This window comes from Pseudomonas grimontii (assembly GCF_007858185.1).
GTDB classification, from domain to species: domain Bacteria; phylum Pseudomonadota; class Gammaproteobacteria; order Pseudomonadales; family Pseudomonadaceae; genus Aquipseudomonas; species Aquipseudomonas grimontii.
On the sequence record NZ_VFES01000006.1, the window covers coordinates 200,696 to 220,016 of the forward strand.

The 19,321-nt window shown below is 61.2% G+C and carries 15 protein-coding genes and 4 tRNA genes; 16 read left to right on the forward strand and 3 right to left on the reverse strand.

The features are described from left to right. Positions 1 to 78 precede the first annotated feature (78 nt). The 10 genes from uvrB to FIV39_RS12440 all read left to right on the forward strand — a co-directional run bounded on the left by uvrB (position 79) and on the right by FIV39_RS12440 (position 7,746). On the forward strand, positions 79 to 2,094 hold the full coding sequence (uvrB, locus tag FIV39_RS12395) for an excinuclease ABC subunit UvrB (RefSeq protein ID WP_027604059.1): 2,016 nt from the start codon (positions 79 to 81) through the stop codon (positions 2,092 to 2,094). A 384-nt stretch (positions 2,095 to 2,478) separates the two neighbouring features. Next, positions 2,479 to 3,960, forward strand: coding sequence for a glutamate--tRNA ligase (gene gltX / locus FIV39_RS12400; protein WP_090406698.1), 1,482 nt, complete (start codon positions 2,479 to 2,481; stop codon positions 3,958 to 3,960). A 147-nt stretch (positions 3,961 to 4,107) separates the two neighbouring features. Further along, a tRNA-Ala gene (locus FIV39_RS12405) sits at positions 4,108 to 4,183 on the forward strand. A gap of 78 nt (positions 4,184 to 4,261) precedes the next feature. Further along, positions 4,262 to 4,337 (forward strand) — tRNA-Glu (locus tag FIV39_RS12410). A 50-nt stretch (positions 4,338 to 4,387) separates the two neighbouring features. Further along, a tRNA-Ala gene (locus tag FIV39_RS12415) sits at positions 4,388 to 4,463 on the forward strand. A 79-nt stretch (positions 4,464 to 4,542) separates the two neighbouring features. Then, positions 4,543 to 4,618: transfer RNA gene (locus tag FIV39_RS12420), tRNA-Glu, on the forward strand. A 182-nt stretch (positions 4,619 to 4,800) separates the two neighbouring features. Next, entirely contained in the window at positions 4,801 to 5,340 is a 540-nt protein-coding gene (locus FIV39_RS12425) for a TetR/AcrR family transcriptional regulator (RefSeq protein WP_090406695.1), read from the forward strand. Between the two features lie 14 nt (positions 5,341 to 5,354). Further along, the gene (locus tag FIV39_RS12430) at positions 5,355 to 6,188 is read left to right on the forward strand and encodes an alpha/beta hydrolase (protein ID WP_090406692.1); all 834 of its coding nucleotides are present in this window, start codon (positions 5,355 to 5,357) and stop codon (positions 6,186 to 6,188) included. Between the two features lie 39 nt (positions 6,189 to 6,227). Then, entirely contained in the window at positions 6,228 to 6,668 is a 441-nt protein-coding gene (locus tag FIV39_RS12435) for an acyl-CoA thioesterase (RefSeq protein ID WP_090406689.1), read from the forward strand. A 55-nt stretch (positions 6,669 to 6,723) separates the two neighbouring features. Next, complete coding sequence (locus FIV39_RS12440) at positions 6,724 to 7,746, forward strand: tRNA dihydrouridine synthase (protein WP_090406686.1); 1,023 nt, start codon at positions 6,724 to 6,726, stop codon at positions 7,744 to 7,746. A gap of 412 nt (positions 7,747 to 8,158) precedes the next feature. On the opposite strand, the gene FIV39_RS33000 is transcribed toward FIV39_RS12440, so the two are convergent. The 3 genes from FIV39_RS33000 to FIV39_RS12450 form a co-directional block, all read right to left on the reverse strand. After that, a complete protein-coding gene (locus FIV39_RS33000; protein ID WP_159440133.1) occupies positions 8,159 to 8,299 on the reverse strand; it encodes a hypothetical protein in 141 nt (46 codons plus the stop codon). Between the two features lie 77 nt (positions 8,300 to 8,376). Next, positions 8,377 to 11,655 (reverse strand): EAL domain-containing protein, encoded by a 3,279-nt coding sequence (locus FIV39_RS12445; protein ID WP_146371525.1) that lies wholly within the window; start codon positions 11,653 to 11,655, stop codon positions 8,377 to 8,379. Positions 11,656 to 11,721: 66 nt separating this feature from the next. Beyond that, positions 11,722 to 12,612 carry a LysR family transcriptional regulator gene (locus FIV39_RS12450; protein ID WP_090406680.1) on the reverse strand — a complete coding sequence of 297 codons (891 nt, stop codon included), beginning with the start codon at positions 12,610 to 12,612 and terminating at the stop codon, positions 11,722 to 11,724. Between the two features lie 140 nt (positions 12,613 to 12,752). On the opposite strand from FIV39_RS12450, the gene leuC reads away from it, so the two are divergent. The 6 genes from leuC (at position 12,753) to FIV39_RS12480 (ending at position 19,292) form a co-directional block, all read left to right on the forward strand. Then, complete coding sequence (gene leuC, locus FIV39_RS12455) at positions 12,753 to 14,171, forward strand: 3-isopropylmalate dehydratase large subunit (protein WP_090406677.1); 1,419 nt, start codon at positions 12,753 to 12,755, stop codon at positions 14,169 to 14,171. A 10-nt stretch (positions 14,172 to 14,181) separates the two neighbouring features. Then, positions 14,182 to 14,826: a 3-isopropylmalate dehydratase small subunit gene (gene leuD, locus FIV39_RS12460; RefSeq protein ID WP_090406674.1), complete on the forward strand. Its 645-nt coding sequence runs from the start codon at positions 14,182 to 14,184 to the stop codon at positions 14,824 to 14,826. A 128-nt stretch (positions 14,827 to 14,954) separates the two neighbouring features. Next, complete coding sequence (locus FIV39_RS12465) at positions 14,955 to 15,719, forward strand: class I SAM-dependent methyltransferase (protein ID WP_090406671.1); 765 nt, start codon at positions 14,955 to 14,957, stop codon at positions 15,717 to 15,719. A 52-nt stretch (positions 15,720 to 15,771) separates the two neighbouring features. After that, positions 15,772 to 16,854: a 3-isopropylmalate dehydrogenase gene (gene leuB / locus FIV39_RS12470; RefSeq protein ID WP_017530190.1), complete on the forward strand. Its 1,083-nt coding sequence runs from the start codon at positions 15,772 to 15,774 to the stop codon at positions 16,852 to 16,854. Between the two features lie 64 nt (positions 16,855 to 16,918). Next, positions 16,919 to 18,031 carry an aspartate-semialdehyde dehydrogenase gene (gene asd, locus FIV39_RS12475; protein WP_027604071.1) on the forward strand — a complete coding sequence of 371 codons (1,113 nt, stop codon included), beginning with the start codon at positions 16,919 to 16,921 and terminating at the stop codon, positions 18,029 to 18,031. A 250-nt stretch (positions 18,032 to 18,281) separates the two neighbouring features. Beyond that, positions 18,282 to 19,292: an aspartate-semialdehyde dehydrogenase gene (locus FIV39_RS12480; protein WP_090406666.1), complete on the forward strand. Its 1,011-nt coding sequence runs from the start codon at positions 18,282 to 18,284 to the stop codon at positions 19,290 to 19,292. Positions 19,293 to 19,321 lie beyond the last annotated feature (29 nt).

Here is a 19,321-nt window from a genome sequence, read left to right on the forward strand (position 1 = left end):
CGCTCTGAAACTTCGCGGGTTGTGGTCTTTTTCGTCCCCGACGGGTTTACAGTCTGGGGTGACTTCAAGAGGTACGTTATGTCGGATTTCCAACTAGTCACCCGCTTTGAACCTGCCGGCGACCAGCCCGAGGCCATTCGCCAGATGGTCGAAGGCATCGAGGCCGGCCTGGCGCACCAGACGCTGCTCGGGGTGACCGGTTCGGGCAAGACCTTCAGCATCGCCAACGTGATCGCGCAGATCAACCGCCCGACGCTGGTGCTGGCACCGAACAAGACCCTGGCCGCGCAGTTGTACGGCGAGTTCAAGGCGTTCTTCCCGAACAACGCGGTGGAGTACTTCGTTTCCTACTACGACTACTACCAGCCCGAAGCGTATGTGCCGTCTTCCGATACCTTTATCGAGAAGGATGCGTCGATCAACGACCACATCGAGCAGATGCGGCTGTCGGCGACCAAGGCGTTGCTGGAGCGCAAGGACGCGATCATCGTCACCACGGTGTCGTGCATCTACGGCCTGGGCAGCCCGGAAACGTATTTGAAGATGGTGTTGCACGTGGATCGCGGCGACAAACTCGACCAGCGCGAGCTGCTGCGCCGCCTGACGAGCCTGCAATACACCCGCAACGACATGGATTTTGCCCGCGCCACCTTCCGCGTGCGTGGCGATGTGATCGACATCTACCCGGCCGAATCCGACCTGGAAGCGATCCGCATCGAGCTGTTTGACGATGAAGTCGAGAGCCTGTCGGCCTTTGACCCGTTGACCGGCGAAGTGATCCGCAAGCTGCCGCGCTTCACCTTCTATCCGAAAAGCCACTACGTGACCCCACGCGAAACCCTGATGGGCGCCATCGAGGGCATCAAGGTCGAGCTGGCCGAACGCCTGGAGTACTTGCGCGCCAACAACAAGCTGGTGGAAGCCCAGCGCCTGGAGCAACGCACGCGCTTTGACCTGGAGATGATCCTCGAACTGGGTTACTGCAACGGTATCGAAAACTACTCGCGCTACCTGTCGGGCCGTGAGTCCGGCGCGCCGCCGCCGACCCTCTACGACTACCTGCCCGACGATGCGCTGCTGGTGATCGACGAGTCCCACGTCAGCGTGCCGCAAGTGGGCGCCATGTATAAGGGCGACCGCTCGCGTAAGGAAACCCTGGTGGAGTACGGCTTCCGTCTGCCGTCCGCGCTGGACAACCGGCCGATGCGCTTCGACGAGTGGGAAGCCATCAGCCCGCAGACCATCTTTGTGTCGGCCACGCCGGGCAACTACGAGGCCGAGCATGCCGGCCGTGTGATCGAGCAATTGGTGCGTCCGACTGGCCTGGTCGACCCGGAAATCGAAATCCGCCCGGCGCTGACTCAGGTTGACGACTTGCTTTCGGAAATCACTAAGCGTGTGGCGCTGGAAGAGCGGGTGCTGGTCACCACGCTGACCAAGCGCATGTCCGAAGACTTGACCGACTACCTCGCCGACCACGGCGTGCGCGTGCGCTACCTGCACTCGGACATCGACACCGTGGAGCGCGTGGAGATCATCCGCGACCTGCGCCTGGGCACCTTTGATGTACTGGTGGGCATCAACCTGCTGCGCGAAGGCCTGGACATGCCGGAAGTGTCGTTGGTGGCGATTCTCGATGCGGACAAGGAGGGCTTCCTGCGTTCCGAGCGCTCGTTGATCCAGACCATCGGCCGTGCGGCGCGTAACCTCAACGGCCGGGCGATTCTCTACGCGGATCGCATCACCGGTTCCATGGAACGGGCAATTGGCGAGACGCAGCGTCGTCGTGACAAGCAAATTGCCTTCAACCTCGAAAACGGCATTACGCCCAAAGGCGTGTTCAAGGACGTTGCCGACATCATGGAAGGCGCCACCGTGCCGGGCTCGCGCAGCAAGAAGCGCAAGGGCATGGCCAAGGCCGCCGAAGAGAGCGCCAAGTACGAGAACGAACTGCGCTCGCCGAGTGAGATCACCAAGCGTATCCGCCAGCTGGAAGAGAAGATGTACCAGTTGGCGCGGGATCTGGAGTTTGAAGCTGCGGCGCAGACTCGGGATGAGATTGGCAAGTTGCGTGAGCGGTTGCTGGCTGTCTGATCTGCGGTGGCTGGACCGGCCTCATCGGGGCATGGGTATCTACACAACTTGAGCGAGCCTTCTGTGTAGATACCGCCTTATCCAACACCGCGCAAATCCGTAGCAGCTGCCGAGCCTTGGCGAGGCTGCGTTTGCGGCGCGTCTGACACACCGCCGACGCAGCCTCGCCAAGGCTCGACAGCTGCGCACTATTCTATTGAAGTTGTGTAGATACCCATGCTCATCGGGGGCAAGCCCCCTCCCACATTTGACGGTGTTCACAAGTCAACGTGTGGGAGGGGGCTTGCCCCCGATGGTTGCGCCTCGGTTTTCCAGAAATCACCCATGCTGTTACCATTCGCCCCTTGTTTCAATTTCAGTTATATCGCCCATTCGAGACCTGCCATGACCACCGTCCGCACGCGCATCGCGCCATCGCCTACTGGGGATCCCCACGTCGGCACTGCCTACATCGCCTTGTTCAACTACTGCTTTGCCAAGCAGCACGGCGGTGAATTCATCCTGCGGATCGAAGACACCGACCAACTGCGCTCCACCCGCGAGTCGGAACAGCAGATTTTCGATGCCTTGCGCTGGTTGGGCATTACCTGGGCCGAAGGCCCGGACGTCGGTGGCCCGCACGGTCCATATCGCCAGAGCGAGCGTAGCGACATCTACAAGCAGTACACCCAGCAATTGGTCGACATGGGGCATGCGTTCCCATGCTTCTGCACCGCAGAAGAACTCGACCAGATGCGCGCCGAGCAACAGGCCCGTGGCGAAACCCCACGCTACGATGGCCGCGCGCTGCTGCTGCCTCCCGAGGAAGTGGCCCGGCGCCTGGCCGCTGGTGAACCTCATGTGATCCGCATGAAGGTGCCGAGCGAAGGCGTGTGCGTGGTGCCGGACATGCTGCGCGGTGACGTCGAGATCCCGTGGGATCGCATGGACATGCAGGTGTTGATGAAGACCGACGGCCTGCCGACGTACTTCCTGGCCAACGTGGTCGACGACCACTTGATGGGGATCACCCACGTATTGCGCGGTGAAGAATGGCTGCCATCGGCGCCGAAGCTGATCCTGCTTTACGAGTACTTCGGTTGGGAACAGCCACAACTGTGCTACATGCCGCTGCTGCGTAACCCGGACAAGAGCAAGCTGTCCAAGCGCAAGAACCCGACCTCGGTGACGTTCTACGAGCGCATGGGCTTCATGCCCGAAGCGATGCTCAACTACCTGGGCCGTATGGGCTGGTCGATGCCGGACGAGCGCGAGAAGTTCTCGCTGCAGGAAATGGTCGATAACTTTGACTTGTCCCGCGTGTCCCTGGGCGGGCCGATCTTCGATATCGAGAAACTCTCGTGGCTCAATGGCCAGTGGCTGCGTGATTTGCCGGTGGAAGAGTTCGCCAGCCGCGTGCAGCAATGGGCGCTGAACCCTGAATACATGATGAAGATCGCGCCGTTGGTGCAGGGCAGGGTGGAGACGTTCAGCCAGGTCGCACCGTTGGCCAGCTTCTTCTTTGCCGGTGGCGTCACCCCGGATGCCAAGCTGTTCGAATCGAAGAAACTCTCGGGCGACCAGGTTCGCCAGCTGATGCAGTTGATCCTGTGGAAGCTGGAAAGCCTGCGCCAGTGGGAGAAGGACGCGATCACTGCGACGATCCAGGCGGTGGTCGAGTCCCTGGAGTTGAAATTGCGCGATGCCATGCCGCTGATGTTTGCCGCGATCACCGGGCAGGCCAGTTCGGTGTCGGTGCTCGATGCGATGGAAATTCTCGGCCCGGACCTGACTCGTTTCCGCCTGCGCCAAGCCCTTGATTTGCTTGGTGGTGTATCGAAGAAAGAAAACAAAGAGTGGGAAAAACTGTTGGGCGCTATCGCTTAAGCCGTCCATTGCAGCGACGAAACCCAGGTTTTCCGGGGTTTCGTCGGTAAGTGATTGTTATCCCGGCAAAAAATTTTGGAAAATGTTGAAAATAAATTTGACACGTTTCCAAACCGCCATTAAGATTCGCCCCGTCCTCACCGATGAGGGGCTATAGCTCAGCTGGGAGAGCGCTTGCATGGCATGCAAGAGGTCAACGGTTCGATCCCGTTTAGCTCCACCAATTTGCAGGTTCAAGGTCTGGCCACACCGTCCTTGAATTGATCAGGTCTCAGCTCTGATCAGATGTACAGAAGGTTTTGTCCCCTTCGTCTAGTGGCCTAGGACACCGCCCTTTCACGGCGGTAACAGGGGTTCGAGTCCCCTAGGGGACGCCAGTTTCAACAAGCAGTTCGAAAGGTCTGCTGCGCCGCGAGGCGAAAAATCCGGGGCTATAGCTCAGCTGGGAGAGCGCTTGCATGGCATGCAAGAGGTCAACGGTTCGATCCCGTTTAGCTCCACCAATTTGCAGGTTCAAGGTCTGGCCACACCGTCCTTGAATTGATCAGGTCTCAGCACTGATCAGCTGTACAGAAGGTTTGTGTCCCCTTCGTCTAGTGGCCTAGGACACCGCCCTTTCACGGCGGTAACAGGGGTTCGAGTCCCCTAGGGGACGCCACGATTACCCGCTCTGCGGGATTTTTAAGGGTCATTCAATTATTGAATGGCCCTTTTGTTTGTCTGGCGTTTGGCCAATTCTCTCCTCTATTCCATTCTTCTGTTCTGACCAGTGGTCATGCCTGTCGCTTGCGAAATATTATTATGGTAATAATATTCAACCCATGAAGGACGGAGGCAACGATGAACGATAAAAAAGCGCAAACCCGCGAACGTATTCTGCAAGCCGCCAGCGCCGCGTTGGTCCAGCGTGGCCCGGTTGAGCCGAGCGTGGGTGAAGTCATGGGCGCGGCGGGGCTGACCGTCGGTGGTTTCTACGCGCACTTTGAAAGCAAGGACGCGTTGATGCTGGAGGCGTTCAGCCAGTTGTTGGCGCGGCGGCGTGCATCTATCGACGATATGGATGCACAGCTTACGGGAGAGGAGCGCAGAGGTCTGGTGGCGGCGTTTTATCTGTCGCGCAAGCACCGCGACTCAACGGCGCAAGCGTGCCCGATCCCGGCCACCGTGGGCGAGATGGCGCGGCTGCCGGATGCCTTTCGCGATGCGCTGAACGAGCATGTGGAACTGATGGCTGCCCAACTCGCCGCCAGTCCCGAAGACACCGACAAAGCCTTGGCTGATATGGCGTTGATGATCGGTGGGCTGGCATTGGCACGCGCCCTGGGGTCGGGCGAGTTGTCGGACCGAGTGTTACGCGCTGCCAAGTCGGCTGTGCGTTAGAAGAGGGGGCAGGGATGGGCACGTTAACCTGGATTCGTCGCTTCAACGGCACGCTGGGGCACCTGGCACCGCAAACGGTCGCCAACAAGATGCGTCGTGCCTTCATGACGCCGCGCGACCTGCCGCCACGTGACTGGGAACTGCCGCTGCTGGCGCAATCGGAACGCATCACCTTGCGTTTCGGCCTGTCGGCGCTGCGCTGGGGCCAAGGCCCTGCGGTGTTGTTGATGCACGGCTGGGAAGGTCGGCCAACCCAGTTCGCCAGCTTGATCACCGCGTTGATAGACAACGGTTATTCCGTGATTGCCCTGGACGGTCCTGCCCATGGCCACTCGCCGGGGCGTGAAGCCCATGTGCTGCTCTTCGCCCGAGCCATGTTGGAGGCGCCTGCCGAATTACCGCCGCTGCACGCTGTGATCGGCCATTCCATGGGCGGCGCCAGTGCGATGCTGGCGGTGCAGTTGGGATTGCGTACCGAAGCGTTGGTGAGCATCGCCGCCCCGTCACGCTTTTTGGATGTGCTGCGCGGTTTTACCACGATGGTCGGTCTGCCGGCGCGCGCACGCTCGGCATTTATCCAGGAGGTGGAGTTGACGTTCGGAATGCCGCTCAAGCACTTGGATGTGGCGCATTACCAGATGAATATCCCCGGGCTGGTCGTGCACGCCGAAGACGATACCTTCGTTCCGGTCAAGGCGTCTCAAGCCATCCACGACGCCTGGTTCGACAGCCGTCTGCTGCGCCTGGAGCAGGGCGGGCACCAGAAAGTGCTGGCCGACCCCCGAGTGATCGAGGGTGTGCTGACGCTGTTGGCCGGTCGTCGTTTACAGGACCGGCAAACCGCCTGATACACTGCCCCGCCGACATTAATCGACTGGGAGCAAGGCATGGGCTGGGATTTGGCAACGCCGTTTATCATCGATCTGCAGGTCGCCCCTGAAGACATCGACGGCCTGGGGCACGCCAATAACGCGGTGTACGTGTCCTGGCTGGAACGCTGCGCCTGGCGCCATTCCCAGCGCCTGGGGCTGGGGCTGGACCTCACCGAGTACCGTCGCCTGGACCGCGCCATGGCGGTGGTGCGCCATGAAATCGATTACCTGGCGGCGGGCTACGAAGGCGATGAGCTGCAGCTGGCCACCTGGATCGTCGACTGGGACCAGCGCCTGAAAATGACCCGTCGCTTTCAACTGGTACGCCCGCGTGACGGTGCTACCTTGCTGCGCGCGCAAACCACCTTTGTCTGCATCGAACTGTCCACCGGCAAGCCCAAACGCATGCCGGCGGAGTTTCTCGACGGTTATGGTCCGGCCCTGACAGGGGGTTAACGGTTGCCGTGGGAAACCCAGTAAACTGCGCCACGATTTTTGTTGAGTGTTTTCCATGCAAATTGCTTTGGCGCCCATGGAGGGGTTGGTCGACAACATCCTGCGGGACGTGCTGACCCGCGTGGGCGGTATCGACTGGTGCGTAACCGAGTTCATCCGTGTCAACGACCGCCTGCTCACCCCGGCGTATTTCCACAAGCTCGCCCCGGAACTGCTGCACGGTGCCCACACTGCGGCCGGCGTGCCGTTGCGCGTGCAACTGCTTGGCTCCGACCCGGTGTGCCTGGCGGAAAACGCCGCCCTGGCCTGCGAGCTGGGCTCCGAGGTGATCGACCTGAACTTTGGCTGCCCGGCCAAGACCGTCAATAAATCCCGTGGCGGTGCGGTGCTGCTCAAGGAGCCGGAGCTGCTCAACCAGATCGTCGAACACGTACGCCGCGCCGTGCCGGCCCATATCCCGGTGACCGCCAAGATGCGCCTGGGCTTCGACAGTCCGGATGGCGCGCTGGTGTGTGCCACGGCTTTGGCCGAAGGCGGCGCGGCGCATATCGTGGTGCATGCGCGGACCAAGACGGACGGTTACAAGCCGCCAGCCCATTGGGAGTGGATCCCGCGCGTGCAGGAGGTGGTCAAGGTGCCGGTGTTCGCCAACGGGGATATCTGGAGCGTCGAAGACTGGCGGCGTTGCCGCGAAATCAGTGGCGTCGAGGACATCATGTTGGGCCGCGGCCTGGTATCACGCCCTGATCTCGCCCGGCAAATTGCTGCCGCCCGCGCGGGCGAAGAGGTGGTGGAGATGAGCTGGGCACAGATGCAGCCGATGCTTCAGGCGTTCTGGACGCAATCGGTGGCGCAGTTGACTGAGCGCCAGGCGCCGGGTCGTTTGAAGCAGTGGCTGGCAATGCTGACCCGCAATTATCCGGAGGCGGTGGAGTTGTTTACCGCCATGCGTCGTGAGACTGACCTGCAGCAAGTCAGCCGACTGCTCGGCATGGCTCATCCCGAAGCGGCTTTGCCTTCTGTAGGAGCGAGCTTGCTCGCGAAGGACGTCAACGATAACGCAGGCATCTTGATTTAACGCGGTGTCTTTGGATTTTTCGCGAGCAAGGGTACGTAGGCGCATGAGGCGCCCTTTTTTGTGGTTTGTATTTCGTTGTTACATGGGGCGCCGGAACCTCCGAGAAGCTATCGGTCACTGATGGTAAGTAAAAATTTCATTAACTGGCTTGGTTAAGGGGAGTTTTACTTTTTATAAGTTGGCCAACTTCATAGGAGCAACACTCATGTTAGATCGCATTTTTAACCTGCTTTCCTCACCCCCAACACCGTCGGATCAGACATACAGCCAAAATTTTGACTCGATGCACTCGGCAGCGCCAAGGGGGGCTGACGGTAGGATTCATTTCGATCACTGCCATCCACGACGGTCCTGCCGCCCCCCACCGTCCTGCAATGCGGTTCTGCCACAGCCTGCAAAAAAGGGTGGCTTCCTAAGTAAGCTTTTTGGCGGTATTGGCAATGCTCTTAGCAACATCTTCAAACCGATTACGAGTGCCATTAGCGGTATTGCCAGCTTTTTCAGCAATCTCAACCCGTTTAAGGGATTGTTCTGAGTGCTGATGTGCTTGCATGGTGAAGCCATCGTGTCGCTCTATATTTTTTAGTTGTTGAATAAGCGGCCACCCGCCCATGATTGGGTGGCCGCCAATCACCCCAGCAGTTGTTTAAACTGATCCAGCGGCAGCGGCCTGCTGTGCAAATACCCCTGATACAAATGGCAGCCCAATCCCTGCAAAAACGCCAACTGTTCCGCTGTTTCCACCCCTTCGGCAATGACCTCCAGATTCAAGCTACTCGCCATGGCCACAATCGCCCGGATGATTTCCGCATCGTTCGGATCATGAGTCGCATCCCGCACAAACGATTGATCGATTTTCAGCGCATCCACCGGCAGGCGCTTGAGGTAGGTCAGCGATGAGTAGCCGGTGCCGAAGTCATCCATGGCAAAACTGACGCCGAGCTTTTTCAGGCGGCGCATCTTGGCCACGGTGTCGTCGAGGTTCTGAATCACGATACCTTCGGTGATTTCCAACTTCAGCAGGTTGTAGGGCAGCTGATGCCGCTTGAGGCTGCGCTCCACCCGTTCCACAAAGTCGTTCTGACGAAACTGCCGGGGGCTGATGTTGACGCACAGGCTGAAGTTCAGCGGGTCCACCAGGCCTTCAGCAATCAGCTGTGCAAAGGCGGCGCAGGCCTCATCGAGGATCCAGGTACCGACTTCGAGGATCAGGCCGCTGTCCTCCAGGACCTTGATGAATTCGGACGGCGACTGCGCGCCCAGCTGCGGATGCTGCCAGCGCACCAGGGCCTCGGCGCCGACGATCTTGTTGCCGCGCGCATCCACCTGGGGTTGGTAATGCACGCTGAACTCGCCGCGTGACAGGGCCAGGCGCAGGTCGGTTTCCATGCGCAGGCGCTCGCTGGCGGCTTTTTGCATGCTGTTGTGGAACATCTGCGTGGTGTTGCGCCCCGAGTCCTTGGCCCGGTACAGCGCGATGTCGGCGCGCTTTAGGAGGTCGGCCGGGGTCGTGCCATGGTCTGGAATCAATGCCACGCCGATGCTTGGCGTGACCTGCAGGCGATGGCCATCGAGGAACATCGGCTCCGACAGCAATTCGCGCAGGGTATCGGCCAGTTCCTGCACCTGGGCGCTGACTTGCGGGCGCGTGCCGTCCAGGCCGCTGAGCAGCACCACGAATTCGTCGCCGCCCAGGCGCGCGACCGTGTCCTCCATGCGCACGCTGGCTTCCAGGCGTGCCGTGACGATTTTCAGCACGGTGTCGCCCACCGGGTGGCCGAGGGAATCGTTGATGTGCTTGAAATGGTCGAGGTCAAGAAACAGCAGGGCGCCGCGCAGGTTATGGCGCTTGAGCAAGGCAATCTGTTGGCTCAGGCGATTCATCAGCAGCGCACGGTTAGGCAGGTTGGTCAGCGGGTCGTGATACGCCAGGTGACGAATCTGCGCCTGGGCGTTTTTCAGCAGGCTCACGTCCCGTGCGGTCAGGAGCAGGCACGGGGTTTCATTGAGGGTGATCGGTTCGACCGACACCTCCACCGCCAATACGTCGCCGCGCTTGTTGCACCAGAGCATTTCCAGGTGATGGATGCGCCCCTTGATCTGCAATTCGGCCAATAAGGCCGCGCGCTGGTTTTCATCGGCCCAGATGCCGATCTGGTACAGCGTCAGGCCGATGGCTTCTTCGGCGCGATAGCCGGTAAGGCGGCAGAAGCCGTCGTTGACCTCCACGTAACGGCCGGTATCGCGCTCGGTGATGGATATGGCGTCAGGGCTGGAATGGAAGGCCTTGGCGAACTTCTCCTCGCTGGCCTTCAGCGCGGCCTCCGAGCGTTGTTGCTGGGTGATGTCGCGCAACGTGGTGACGATGCACGGCTGGTCGCCCACCTTGATCAGTCGGCTGGAAATCATGCAGGTCAGGGTCTGGCCGTTCTTGTGGTGCACCACGATGGCCACATTGCTCAGCGCCTGATCGCGAATCACCTGTTCGATACGCTGCAGGCGCTTGCTTGACTCGTCCCACAGGCCGATCTGCTCGGCGCTCTTGTCGATCACCTCGGCCGCCGTCCAGCCAAAGATCTGGGTAAAGGCGGGGTTGATCTCGATGAACGCGCCGCTGTCCAGGCAGGTGACGCAGATGGGGTCGGGGCTGGCCTGGAACAGGCTGGCGAACTTTTCTTCGGAGGCGGTCAGGCGTTGTTCGCGCTCCACCTGGTCGGTGATGTCCAGCAGGGTGCCGGCCATGCGCAGCGGCGCCCCTTGTTCATCGCGGTAGAGGCGGGCGCGGCTTTCCAGGTAGCGCGAGCTGCCGTCTTCCAGCTGCACACGGTAAGTCAGTTGATAATTGCCGGCCGGGCCTTCGCGCAGGGTGCGATAGGCGTTACGCATGTTCTCGCGTTCTTGCGTGGGCATGCCCTCGAAAAACGCCTCGAAGGATTCATGAAAGGGCTCGGGGGGCAGGCCGTGCAGTTGCGCGGCGCGGGCCGAGCCGTAGAGCAAGCCGGTGGGGATATGCCAGTCCCAGGTGCCTAGTTGCGCCGAGTCCAGGGCCAGGTCCAGGCGCTCCTGGCTGTCCTTGAGGGCATTTTCGGCGTTTTTGCGCTCGGTGGTGTCGAGAAAGGTGCTGAGCAAATAAGCCTCGCCCTCCAGTTCGACCTTTTGTGCACTGAGGGTGCCATCGTGGATCTGGCCGTTGCTGGCGCAGAACTGCACTTCCATGGTGATGGGCTCACCCTTGCGCTGGGTGGCCTGGACCAGTTGCGCGCGTTGTTCGGGGTGCCGCCACAGGCCCAGGTCCAGGGTGGTGCGGCCGATGGCATCGGCCACCGGCCAGCCGAAGAGCATCTCGAAATACTGGTTGGCTTCACTGATCAGGCCGTCGGACTGGCGGGTCAACAGCACCATGTTCGGGCACAGGTGAAACAAGGTGGCGAAGCGTTTTTCGGAATGGCTGAGGGCGTGCTCCCGCTCGCGCTGGCGCGTGGTTTCGCGGATCACGCCGATCATGCGGCGCCGGCCGGCCTTGTCCGGTGCCAGGCTGCCATTGATCTCCAGCCAGTGATGAGTGCCGTCCGGCCATTGGATGTGATGGTGCATGGCCTGCTCGAACGGCTCGCCGGCCAGCACCGCATGAAAGGCCCGCACCACCCTGGATCGATCCGACGGCGCAAGCAGGTCGAGGTAATCCAGGTCCTTGGGCAGCGGCTGGCGCGGGTCGAAGCCGAACAGTGCCTGGGTGCCCCGTGACCAGCTGATACGGCCCGTGTCGATTTCCCAGCACCATGCGCCCAGCCGCGCAGCATTAAGGGCTGCCAGCAGTTGTGGCGCGCTCTCCCAGCGTTGTTCCGCCTGTTGAGGGTCCAGGGCGTAAATACGGGGCAGGGGTGGCACAGGGTCGACGGGGTTGCGCATTATCAAAGGGCCTTGGCTCGATGGGCAAACAGCGCGGGTTGACTCAGAACCCGAGGCCGCACGGCGTCATACCGGTATCACTGGCAGATCCACCTGTGCATCCAACAGGCTCATGAAAGCCCGCGCAGCATTCGACAGCGTCCTTTCGGTGTGCACGATATAGCCTAGCTGGCGACTGAGTTGTATGCCCGGCAAAGCGATACTCGCCACCTGATCATCGAGCATGGTGCGCGGCAGGACGCTCCAGGCCAAGCCGATGGAGACCATCATCTTGATGGTTTCCAGGTAGTTGGTACTCATCGCGATGTTCGGCGTAAGGCCCTGGGCCTCGAACAGTCGGCTGACAATATGGTGGGTAAAGGTATTACCGCCAGGGAAAACCGCCGGGTGGCCGGCAATATCGGTCAGGCTGACGTCGCGGTTGCCGGTGAGGCTGTGCTCCGGCGCCACCACGAAATCCAGCGGGTCGTCCCACACCGGGGTGGCGCTTACCAGGTGATGCGGATCGGGCGCCAGGGTGATCACTGCCACTTCGGCGCGGCCGTGGAGGATTTCTTCGTAGGCCACTTCCGAATCGAGAAACTGGATGTCCAGGGCTACGTTCGGGTATTCCCGGGTGAAGGTGCGCAGGATCGGTGGCAGACGATGCAGGCCAATATGGTGGCTGGTGGCTAAAGTGAGGCGACCGCTGACTTCTCCGGTGAGGTTGGTGAGGGCGCGGCGGGTGTCGTCCAGCACGTTGAGAATCTGATAAGCGCGCGGCAGCAAGGCCCGGCCGGCTTCGGTCAAGCCGACTTCACGGCCCAGGCGATCAAACAGGCGCACCTTCAATTGCTGTTCCAGGCCAGCAATACGCTTGCTGATAGCCGGTTGGGTCAGGTGCAGGCGTTCGCCGGCGCCGGAGAAGCTGCCGGTCTCGGCGATGGCAATAAAGGCATTGAGGTTGGCCAGGTCCATGGTGGTATTCCAGTTGGTAATCCAAAGCATAAAAAATATGAATTTGAGTTATTTAATGTAGCGCCATACCATCAGCCTCACAAGCCAAAGGGTTATTGAAAAGCCCGGCGCATAGAAACACCGCTGATGAGGACCGACTGATGGCCGGCAAAACGCTTTACGACAAGCTTTGGGATTCCCATGAAGTGAAACGGCGCGACGATGGCTCGTCGCTGATCTATATCGACCGTCACATCATCCATGAAGTGACCTCGCCACAAGCGTTCGAAGGCCTGCGGCTGGCCGGGCGCAAGCCTTGGCGCGTCGACTCGATCATCGCCACCCCGGACCACAACGTACCGACCACCCCGGAGCGCAAGGGCGGGATTGACGCCATTGTCGACACCGTGTCGCGTTTGCAGGTACAGACCCTCGACGACTATTGCGATGAATATGGCATCACCGAATTCAAGATGAATGACGTGCGTCAAGGCATCGTGCACGTCATCGGCCCGGAGCAGGGCGCGACCTTGCCGGGCATGACCGTGGTCTGCGGCGACTCCCACACCTCCACCCACGGCGCGTTCGGCGCCCTGGCGCACGGCATCGGCACCTCGGAGGTGGAACACGTGTTCGCCACCCAGTGCCTGGTCGCCAAAAAGATGAAGAACATGCTGGTACGCGTCGAAGGCCAATTGCCGTTTGGCGTGACCGCCAAGGACATCGTGCTCGCCGTGATCGGCAAGATCGGCACCGCCGGCGGTAACGGCCATGCCATCGAGTTCGCCGGCAGCGCCATTCGCGACCTGTCCATCGAAGGCCGCATGACCATCTGCAACATGTCCATCGAAGCCGGTGCCCGCGTCGGCATGGTGGCGGCGGACGAGAAAACCGTTGAATACGTAAAAGGCCGTCCTTTCGCACCGGCGGGCGCCGATTGGGACGCAGCGGTTGAAGCCTGGAAAGACCTGGTGTCCGACGCCGATGCGGTGTTCGACACCGTGGTAGAGCTCGACGCTGCCCAGATCAAGCCGCAAGTCAGCTGGGGCACTTCGCCGGAAATGGTCCTGGCCGTCGACCAGAACGTGCCGGACCCGGCGCAGGAGGCCGACCTGGTCAAGCGCGGTTCCATCGAGCGCGCCTTGAAGTACATGGGCTTGAAAGCCAACCAGGCGATCACCGACATCCAGTTGGATCGCGTGTTTATCGGTTCCTGCACCAACTCGCGGATCGAAGACCTGCGCGCGGCGGCGGTGATCGCCAAGGGCCGCAAAGTCGCCTCGACCATCAAGCAGGCCATCGTGGTGCCAGGTTCGGGCCTGGTTAAAGCCCAGGCTGAAGCCGAAGGCCTGGACAAGATCTTCCTTGAGGCCGGTTTTGAATGGCGTGAGCCGGGCTGCTCGATGTGCCTGGCAATGAACCCGGACCGCCTGGAGTCGGGCGAGCATTGCGCGTCGACCTCCAACCGTAACTTCGAGGGGCGTCAGGGCGCCGGTGGCCGTACCCACCTGGTGAGCCCGGCCATGGCCGCCGCCGCTGCCGTCAACGGTCGCTTCATCGACGTTCGCGAATTGATCTGAGGAAAACCCGATGAGAGCTTTTACCCAACACACCGGTTTGGTCGCGCCGTTGGACCGCGCCAACGTCGACACTGACCAGATCATTCCCAAGCAGTTCTTGAAGTCGATCAAGCGCACCGGTTTCGGCCCCAACCTGTTCGACGAGTGGCGCTACCTGGACGTGGGCTACGCCTACCAGGACAACTCCAAGCGCCCGCTGAACAAGGACTTCGTGCTTAACGCCGAGCGCTACCAAGGTGCCAGCGTGTTGCTGGCCCGGGAAAACTTCGGTTGCGGCTCCAGCCGCGAGCATGCGCCGTGGGCCCTGGAAGAATATGGCTTTCGCAGCATCATCGCGCCGAGCTATGCCGACATCTTCTTCAACAACAGCTTCAAGAACGGCCTGTTGCCGATCATCTTGAGCGATGCGGAAGTGGATGAGCTGTTCAAGGCGGTGGAAGCTGATGTGGGTTACCAACTGACCATCGACCTGGCCGCGCAAACCGTGACCCGCCCGGACGGCAAGGTGTACCACTTTGAAGTGGATGCCTTCCGCAAGCACTGCCTGATCAACGGCCTGGACGATATTGGCCTGACCCTGCAGGACGGCGATGCGATTGCCGCGTTTGAAGCCAGGCACCGGGCGAGCCAGCCGTGGTTGTTTCGTGACGCCTAAATTGATGTAGGCAGGACCGCCGCCATCGGGGGCAAGCCCCCTCTCACAGGGGGAACGCATTCCAAATGTGGGAGGGGGCTTGCCCCCGATGAGGCCAGTGTTAACAACACACATCCAGGGGAAACACCATGACCAGCACCGCCCACACCCAAGTCGTGCAAAAACAATTCGGCGAACAGGCGTCTGCCTACCTGAGCAGTGCCGTGCACGCCCAAGGCACTGAATTCGCGTTGCTCCAGGCCGAACTGGCCGGGCAGGGCGCTGCGCGACTGCTGGACCTGGGCTGCGGTGCCGGTCACGTGAGTTTCCATGTGGCGCCGCTGGTCAAGGAAGTGGTGGCCTACGACCTGTCCCAGCAGATGCTCGACGTAGTGGCTGGCGCTGCAACGGATCGTGGCCTGGACAACATTCGCACCGTGCACGGTGCCGCAGAGCGCCTGCCGTTCGCCGATGGCGAATTCGACTTCGTGTTCAGCCGTTATTCGGCGCACCATTGGAGCGACCTCGGCCTGGCCCTGCGCGAAGTGCGCCGCGTGCTCAAGCCGGGCGGCGTGGCGGCGTTTGTGGATGTCTTGTCACCGGGCAGCCCGCTGTTGGACACTTACCTGCAAACCGTCGAAGTGCTGCGCGACACCAGCCACGTGCGTGACTACTCCGCCGCCGAGTGGATGCGCCAGCTCAGCGAAGCCGGTTTGCATGTACGCAACAGCAGCCGCCAGCGCCTGCGCCTGGAATACACCTCGTGGGTCGAACGCATGCGCACACCGCAAGCGTTGCGCGCCGCGATCCTGGAGCTGCAGCAGGCGATGGGCCAGGAAGTGCGCGATTACTACGAGATTCAGGCCGACGGCACCTTCAGCACCGACGTGCTGGTGGTATGGGCCGAACGCTGATTAATTTTCCCGACCTGCCCATGGGCAGGTCGCTCGATGAAATGAGGAACCCATGAGCAAGCAGATTCTGATTCTCCCTGGCGACGGTATTGGTCCGGAAATCATGGCCGAAGCGGTCAAGGTCCTGGAACTCGCCAACAGCAAGTACAGCCTGGGCTTCGAATTGAGCCACGACGTGATCGGCGGCGCCGCCATCGACAAGCACGGCGTGCCCCTGGCCGACGAAACCCTGGACCGCGCCCGCGCCGCCGATGCCGTGCTGCTGGGCGCCGTGGGTGGTCCGAAGTGGGACAAGATCGAGCGTGACATCCGCCCTGAGCGCGGCCTGCTGAAAATCCGCGCGCAACTGGGCCTGTTCGGCAACCTGCGCCCGGCGATCCTCTACCCGCAACTGGCCGACGCGTCGAGCCTCAAGCCGGAAGTGGTGGCGGGCCTGGACATCCTGATCGTGCGTGAACTGACCGGTGGTATCTACTTTGGCTCGCCACGCGGCGTGCGTGAGTTGGAGAATGGTGAGCGCCAGGCCTACGACACCCTGCCGTACAGCGAGAGTGAAATCCGCCGTATCGCCCGCGTCGGTTTCGACATGGCCCGTGTGCGTGGCAAGAAGGTCTGCTCGGTGGACAAGGCCAACGTCCTGGCGTCCAGCCAGCTGTGGCGCGAAATCGTCGAAGAAGTGGCCAAGGACTACCCGGACGTCGAACTGAGCCACATGTATGTCGACAACGCCGCCATGCAACTGGTACGTGCACCGAAGCAGTTCGACGTGATCGTCACCGACAACCTGTTCGGCGACATCCTGTCCGACCAGGCCTCGATGCTCACCGGTTCCATCGGCATGCTGCCGTCGGCGTCCCTGGACACCAACAACAAGGGCATGTACGAGCCTTGCCACGGCTCGGCGCCGGACATCGCGGGCCAGGGCATTGCCAACCCGCTGGCGACCATCCTGTCGGTCTCGATGATGCTGCGCTACAGCTTCAACCTGAGCGACGCGGCGGATGCGATCGAGAAGGCCGTAAGCCTGGTGCTGGACCAGGGCTTGCGCACCGGCGACATCTGGTCGCAGGGTTGCACCAAGGTCGGTACGCAAGAAATGGGCGACGCAGTAGTCGCCGCGCTGCGGAATCTGTAATCTCTCGGGCCCGCTTGCAGTTATTGCTGCAAGGCGGCCCACTTTTTAACAAGGTGTAGTTGCGATGAAACGTGTAGGTCTGATCGGTTGGCGCGGTATGGTCGGTTCCGTGCTCATGCAGCGGATGCTGGAAGAGCAGGATTTCGATCTTATTGAGCCGGTGTTTTTCACCACTTCGAACGTAGGTGGCCAAGGGCCGTCCGTGGGCAAGGATATTGCCCCGCTCAAGGACGCCTACAGCATTGAAGAGCTGAAAACCCTCGACGTGATCCTGACTTGCCAGGGTGGCGACTACACCAGCGAAGTCTTCCCCAAGCTGCGTGAAGCCGGCTGGCAGGGTTACTGGATCGACGCCGCCTCGAGCCTGCGCATGCAGGACGACGCCGTGATCATCCTCGACCCGGTCAACCGCAAGGTCATCGACCAGCAGCTGGATGCCGGGACCAAGAACTACGTCGGCGGCAACTGCACCGTCAGCCTGATGCTGATGGGCCTGGGCGGCTTGTTCGAAGCCGGCCTGGTCGAGTGGATGAGCGCCATGACCTACCAGGCAGCTTCCGGTGCCGGCGCGCAGAACATGCGTGAGCTGATCAAGCAGATGGGCGCGACTCACGCCGCCGTCGCCGATCAACTGGCCGATCCGGCCAGCGCGATCCTCGACATCGATCGCCGTGTAGCCGAAGCCATGCGCAGCGATGCCTACCCGACCGAGAACTTCGGCGTGCCGTTGGCCGGCAGCCTGATCCCGTGGATCGACAAGGAGCTGCCGAACGGCCAGAGCCGCGAAGAGTGGAAGGCCCAGGCCGAGACCAACAAGATCCTCGGCCGTTTCAAGAGCCCGATCCCGGTGGATGGCATCTGCGTGCGCATCGGCGCCATGCGCTGCCACAGCCAGGCGCTGACCATCAAGCTGAACAAAGACGTGCCGATCGCTGACATTGAAGGGCTGATCAGCCAGCACAACCCCTGGGTCAAGCTGGTGCCGAACAACCGCGATATCAGCATGCAGGAGCTGAGCCCGACCAAGGTCACCGGCACCCTGAACGTACCGGTAGGCCGTCTGCGCAAGCTGAACATGGGGACCCAGTACCTGGGCGCGTTCACCGTCGGCGACCAACTGCTGTGGGGCGCGGCCGAGCCGCTGCGTCGCATGTTGCGGATTTTGCTGGAGCGTTGATCGCTTGAAGCAATAAGAGAAACCCGCGTTATGGTGACAGGCGCGGGTTTTTTGTTGTTCTTTCGGGCGCTATCGGGGGCAAGCCTCTTCGCACATTCGACCGAATTCCAACGTTGAAATGCTGTTCACTGTGGGAGGGGGCTTGCCCCCGATAGCGCCATCAGCCACACCACAAGCCCCCAGGTTAATTGCCTCACCCCCAGCCACCCGGTAAAGTGCCGCTCCCCCCGCAATGCCCGAGGCAGCTCCCATGACCCAGACCTTTGAAATCGCCGTGATCGGCGCCACCGGCACCGTTGGTGAAACCCTGGTGCAGATTCTCGAAGAGCTGGAATTCCCGGTGGGCACGCTGTACCTGTTGGCGGGCAGTAACTCCGCTGGCGCCTCGGTACCGTTTCGCGGCAAAAACGTGCGGGTCAAGGAGGTCGACGAATTCGATTTCAGCAAGGCGCAATTGGCTTTCTTCGCGGCAGGACCGGCGGTTACCCTGAGCTTCGCGCCGCGTGCCACGGCGGCGGGTTGCGCAGTGATCGACTTGTCGGGAGCCTTGCCCGCCGAGCAGGCACCTCAGGTGGTGCCGGAAGCCAATGCCCACGTCCTCAAGGGGTTGAAAAAGCCGTTCCAGCTCGGCAGCCCGAGCCCGTCCGCCACCAACCTGGCCGTGGTACTGGCGCCGTTGCGCGGTTTGCTGGATATCCAGCGTGTCGCCGTCACTGCCAGCCTGGCTGTGTCTGCGCAAGGCCGCGAAGCCGTCAGCGAATTGGCCCGTCAGACCGCAGAGCTTCTGAACGTGCGCCCTCTGGAACCGAAGTTCTTTGATCGGCAAATGGCCTTCAACCTGTTGGCACAAGTCGGCACACCCGATGCCCAAGGTCATACAGCCTTGGAAAAGCGCCTGGTTCACGAACTGCGTGCGGTACTGGAATTACCTTTGCTAAAGATTTCCGCAACTTGCGTTCAAGCCCCGGTGTTTTTTGGCGATAGCCTGACTGTGTCATTGCAATTGCGCGCGGCGGTCGATCTTGCCGCCGTCAACCGCGCATTGGAGGCAGCACCGGGTATCGAACTGGTAGAAGAGGGTGATTACCCCACCGCCGTGGGCGATGCCGTGGGCCAGGACGTGGTTTATGTAGGTCGGGTACGCGCAGGTGTGGACGACCCGGCTGAACTAAATCTGTGGCTGACGTCAGATAACGTACGCAAGGGCGCCGCCCTTAACGCCGTGCAACTGGCGCAGTTGTTGATAAAACGCCTTGTGTAAAAGATACTTGGCGGCAATTTGTAGATTGA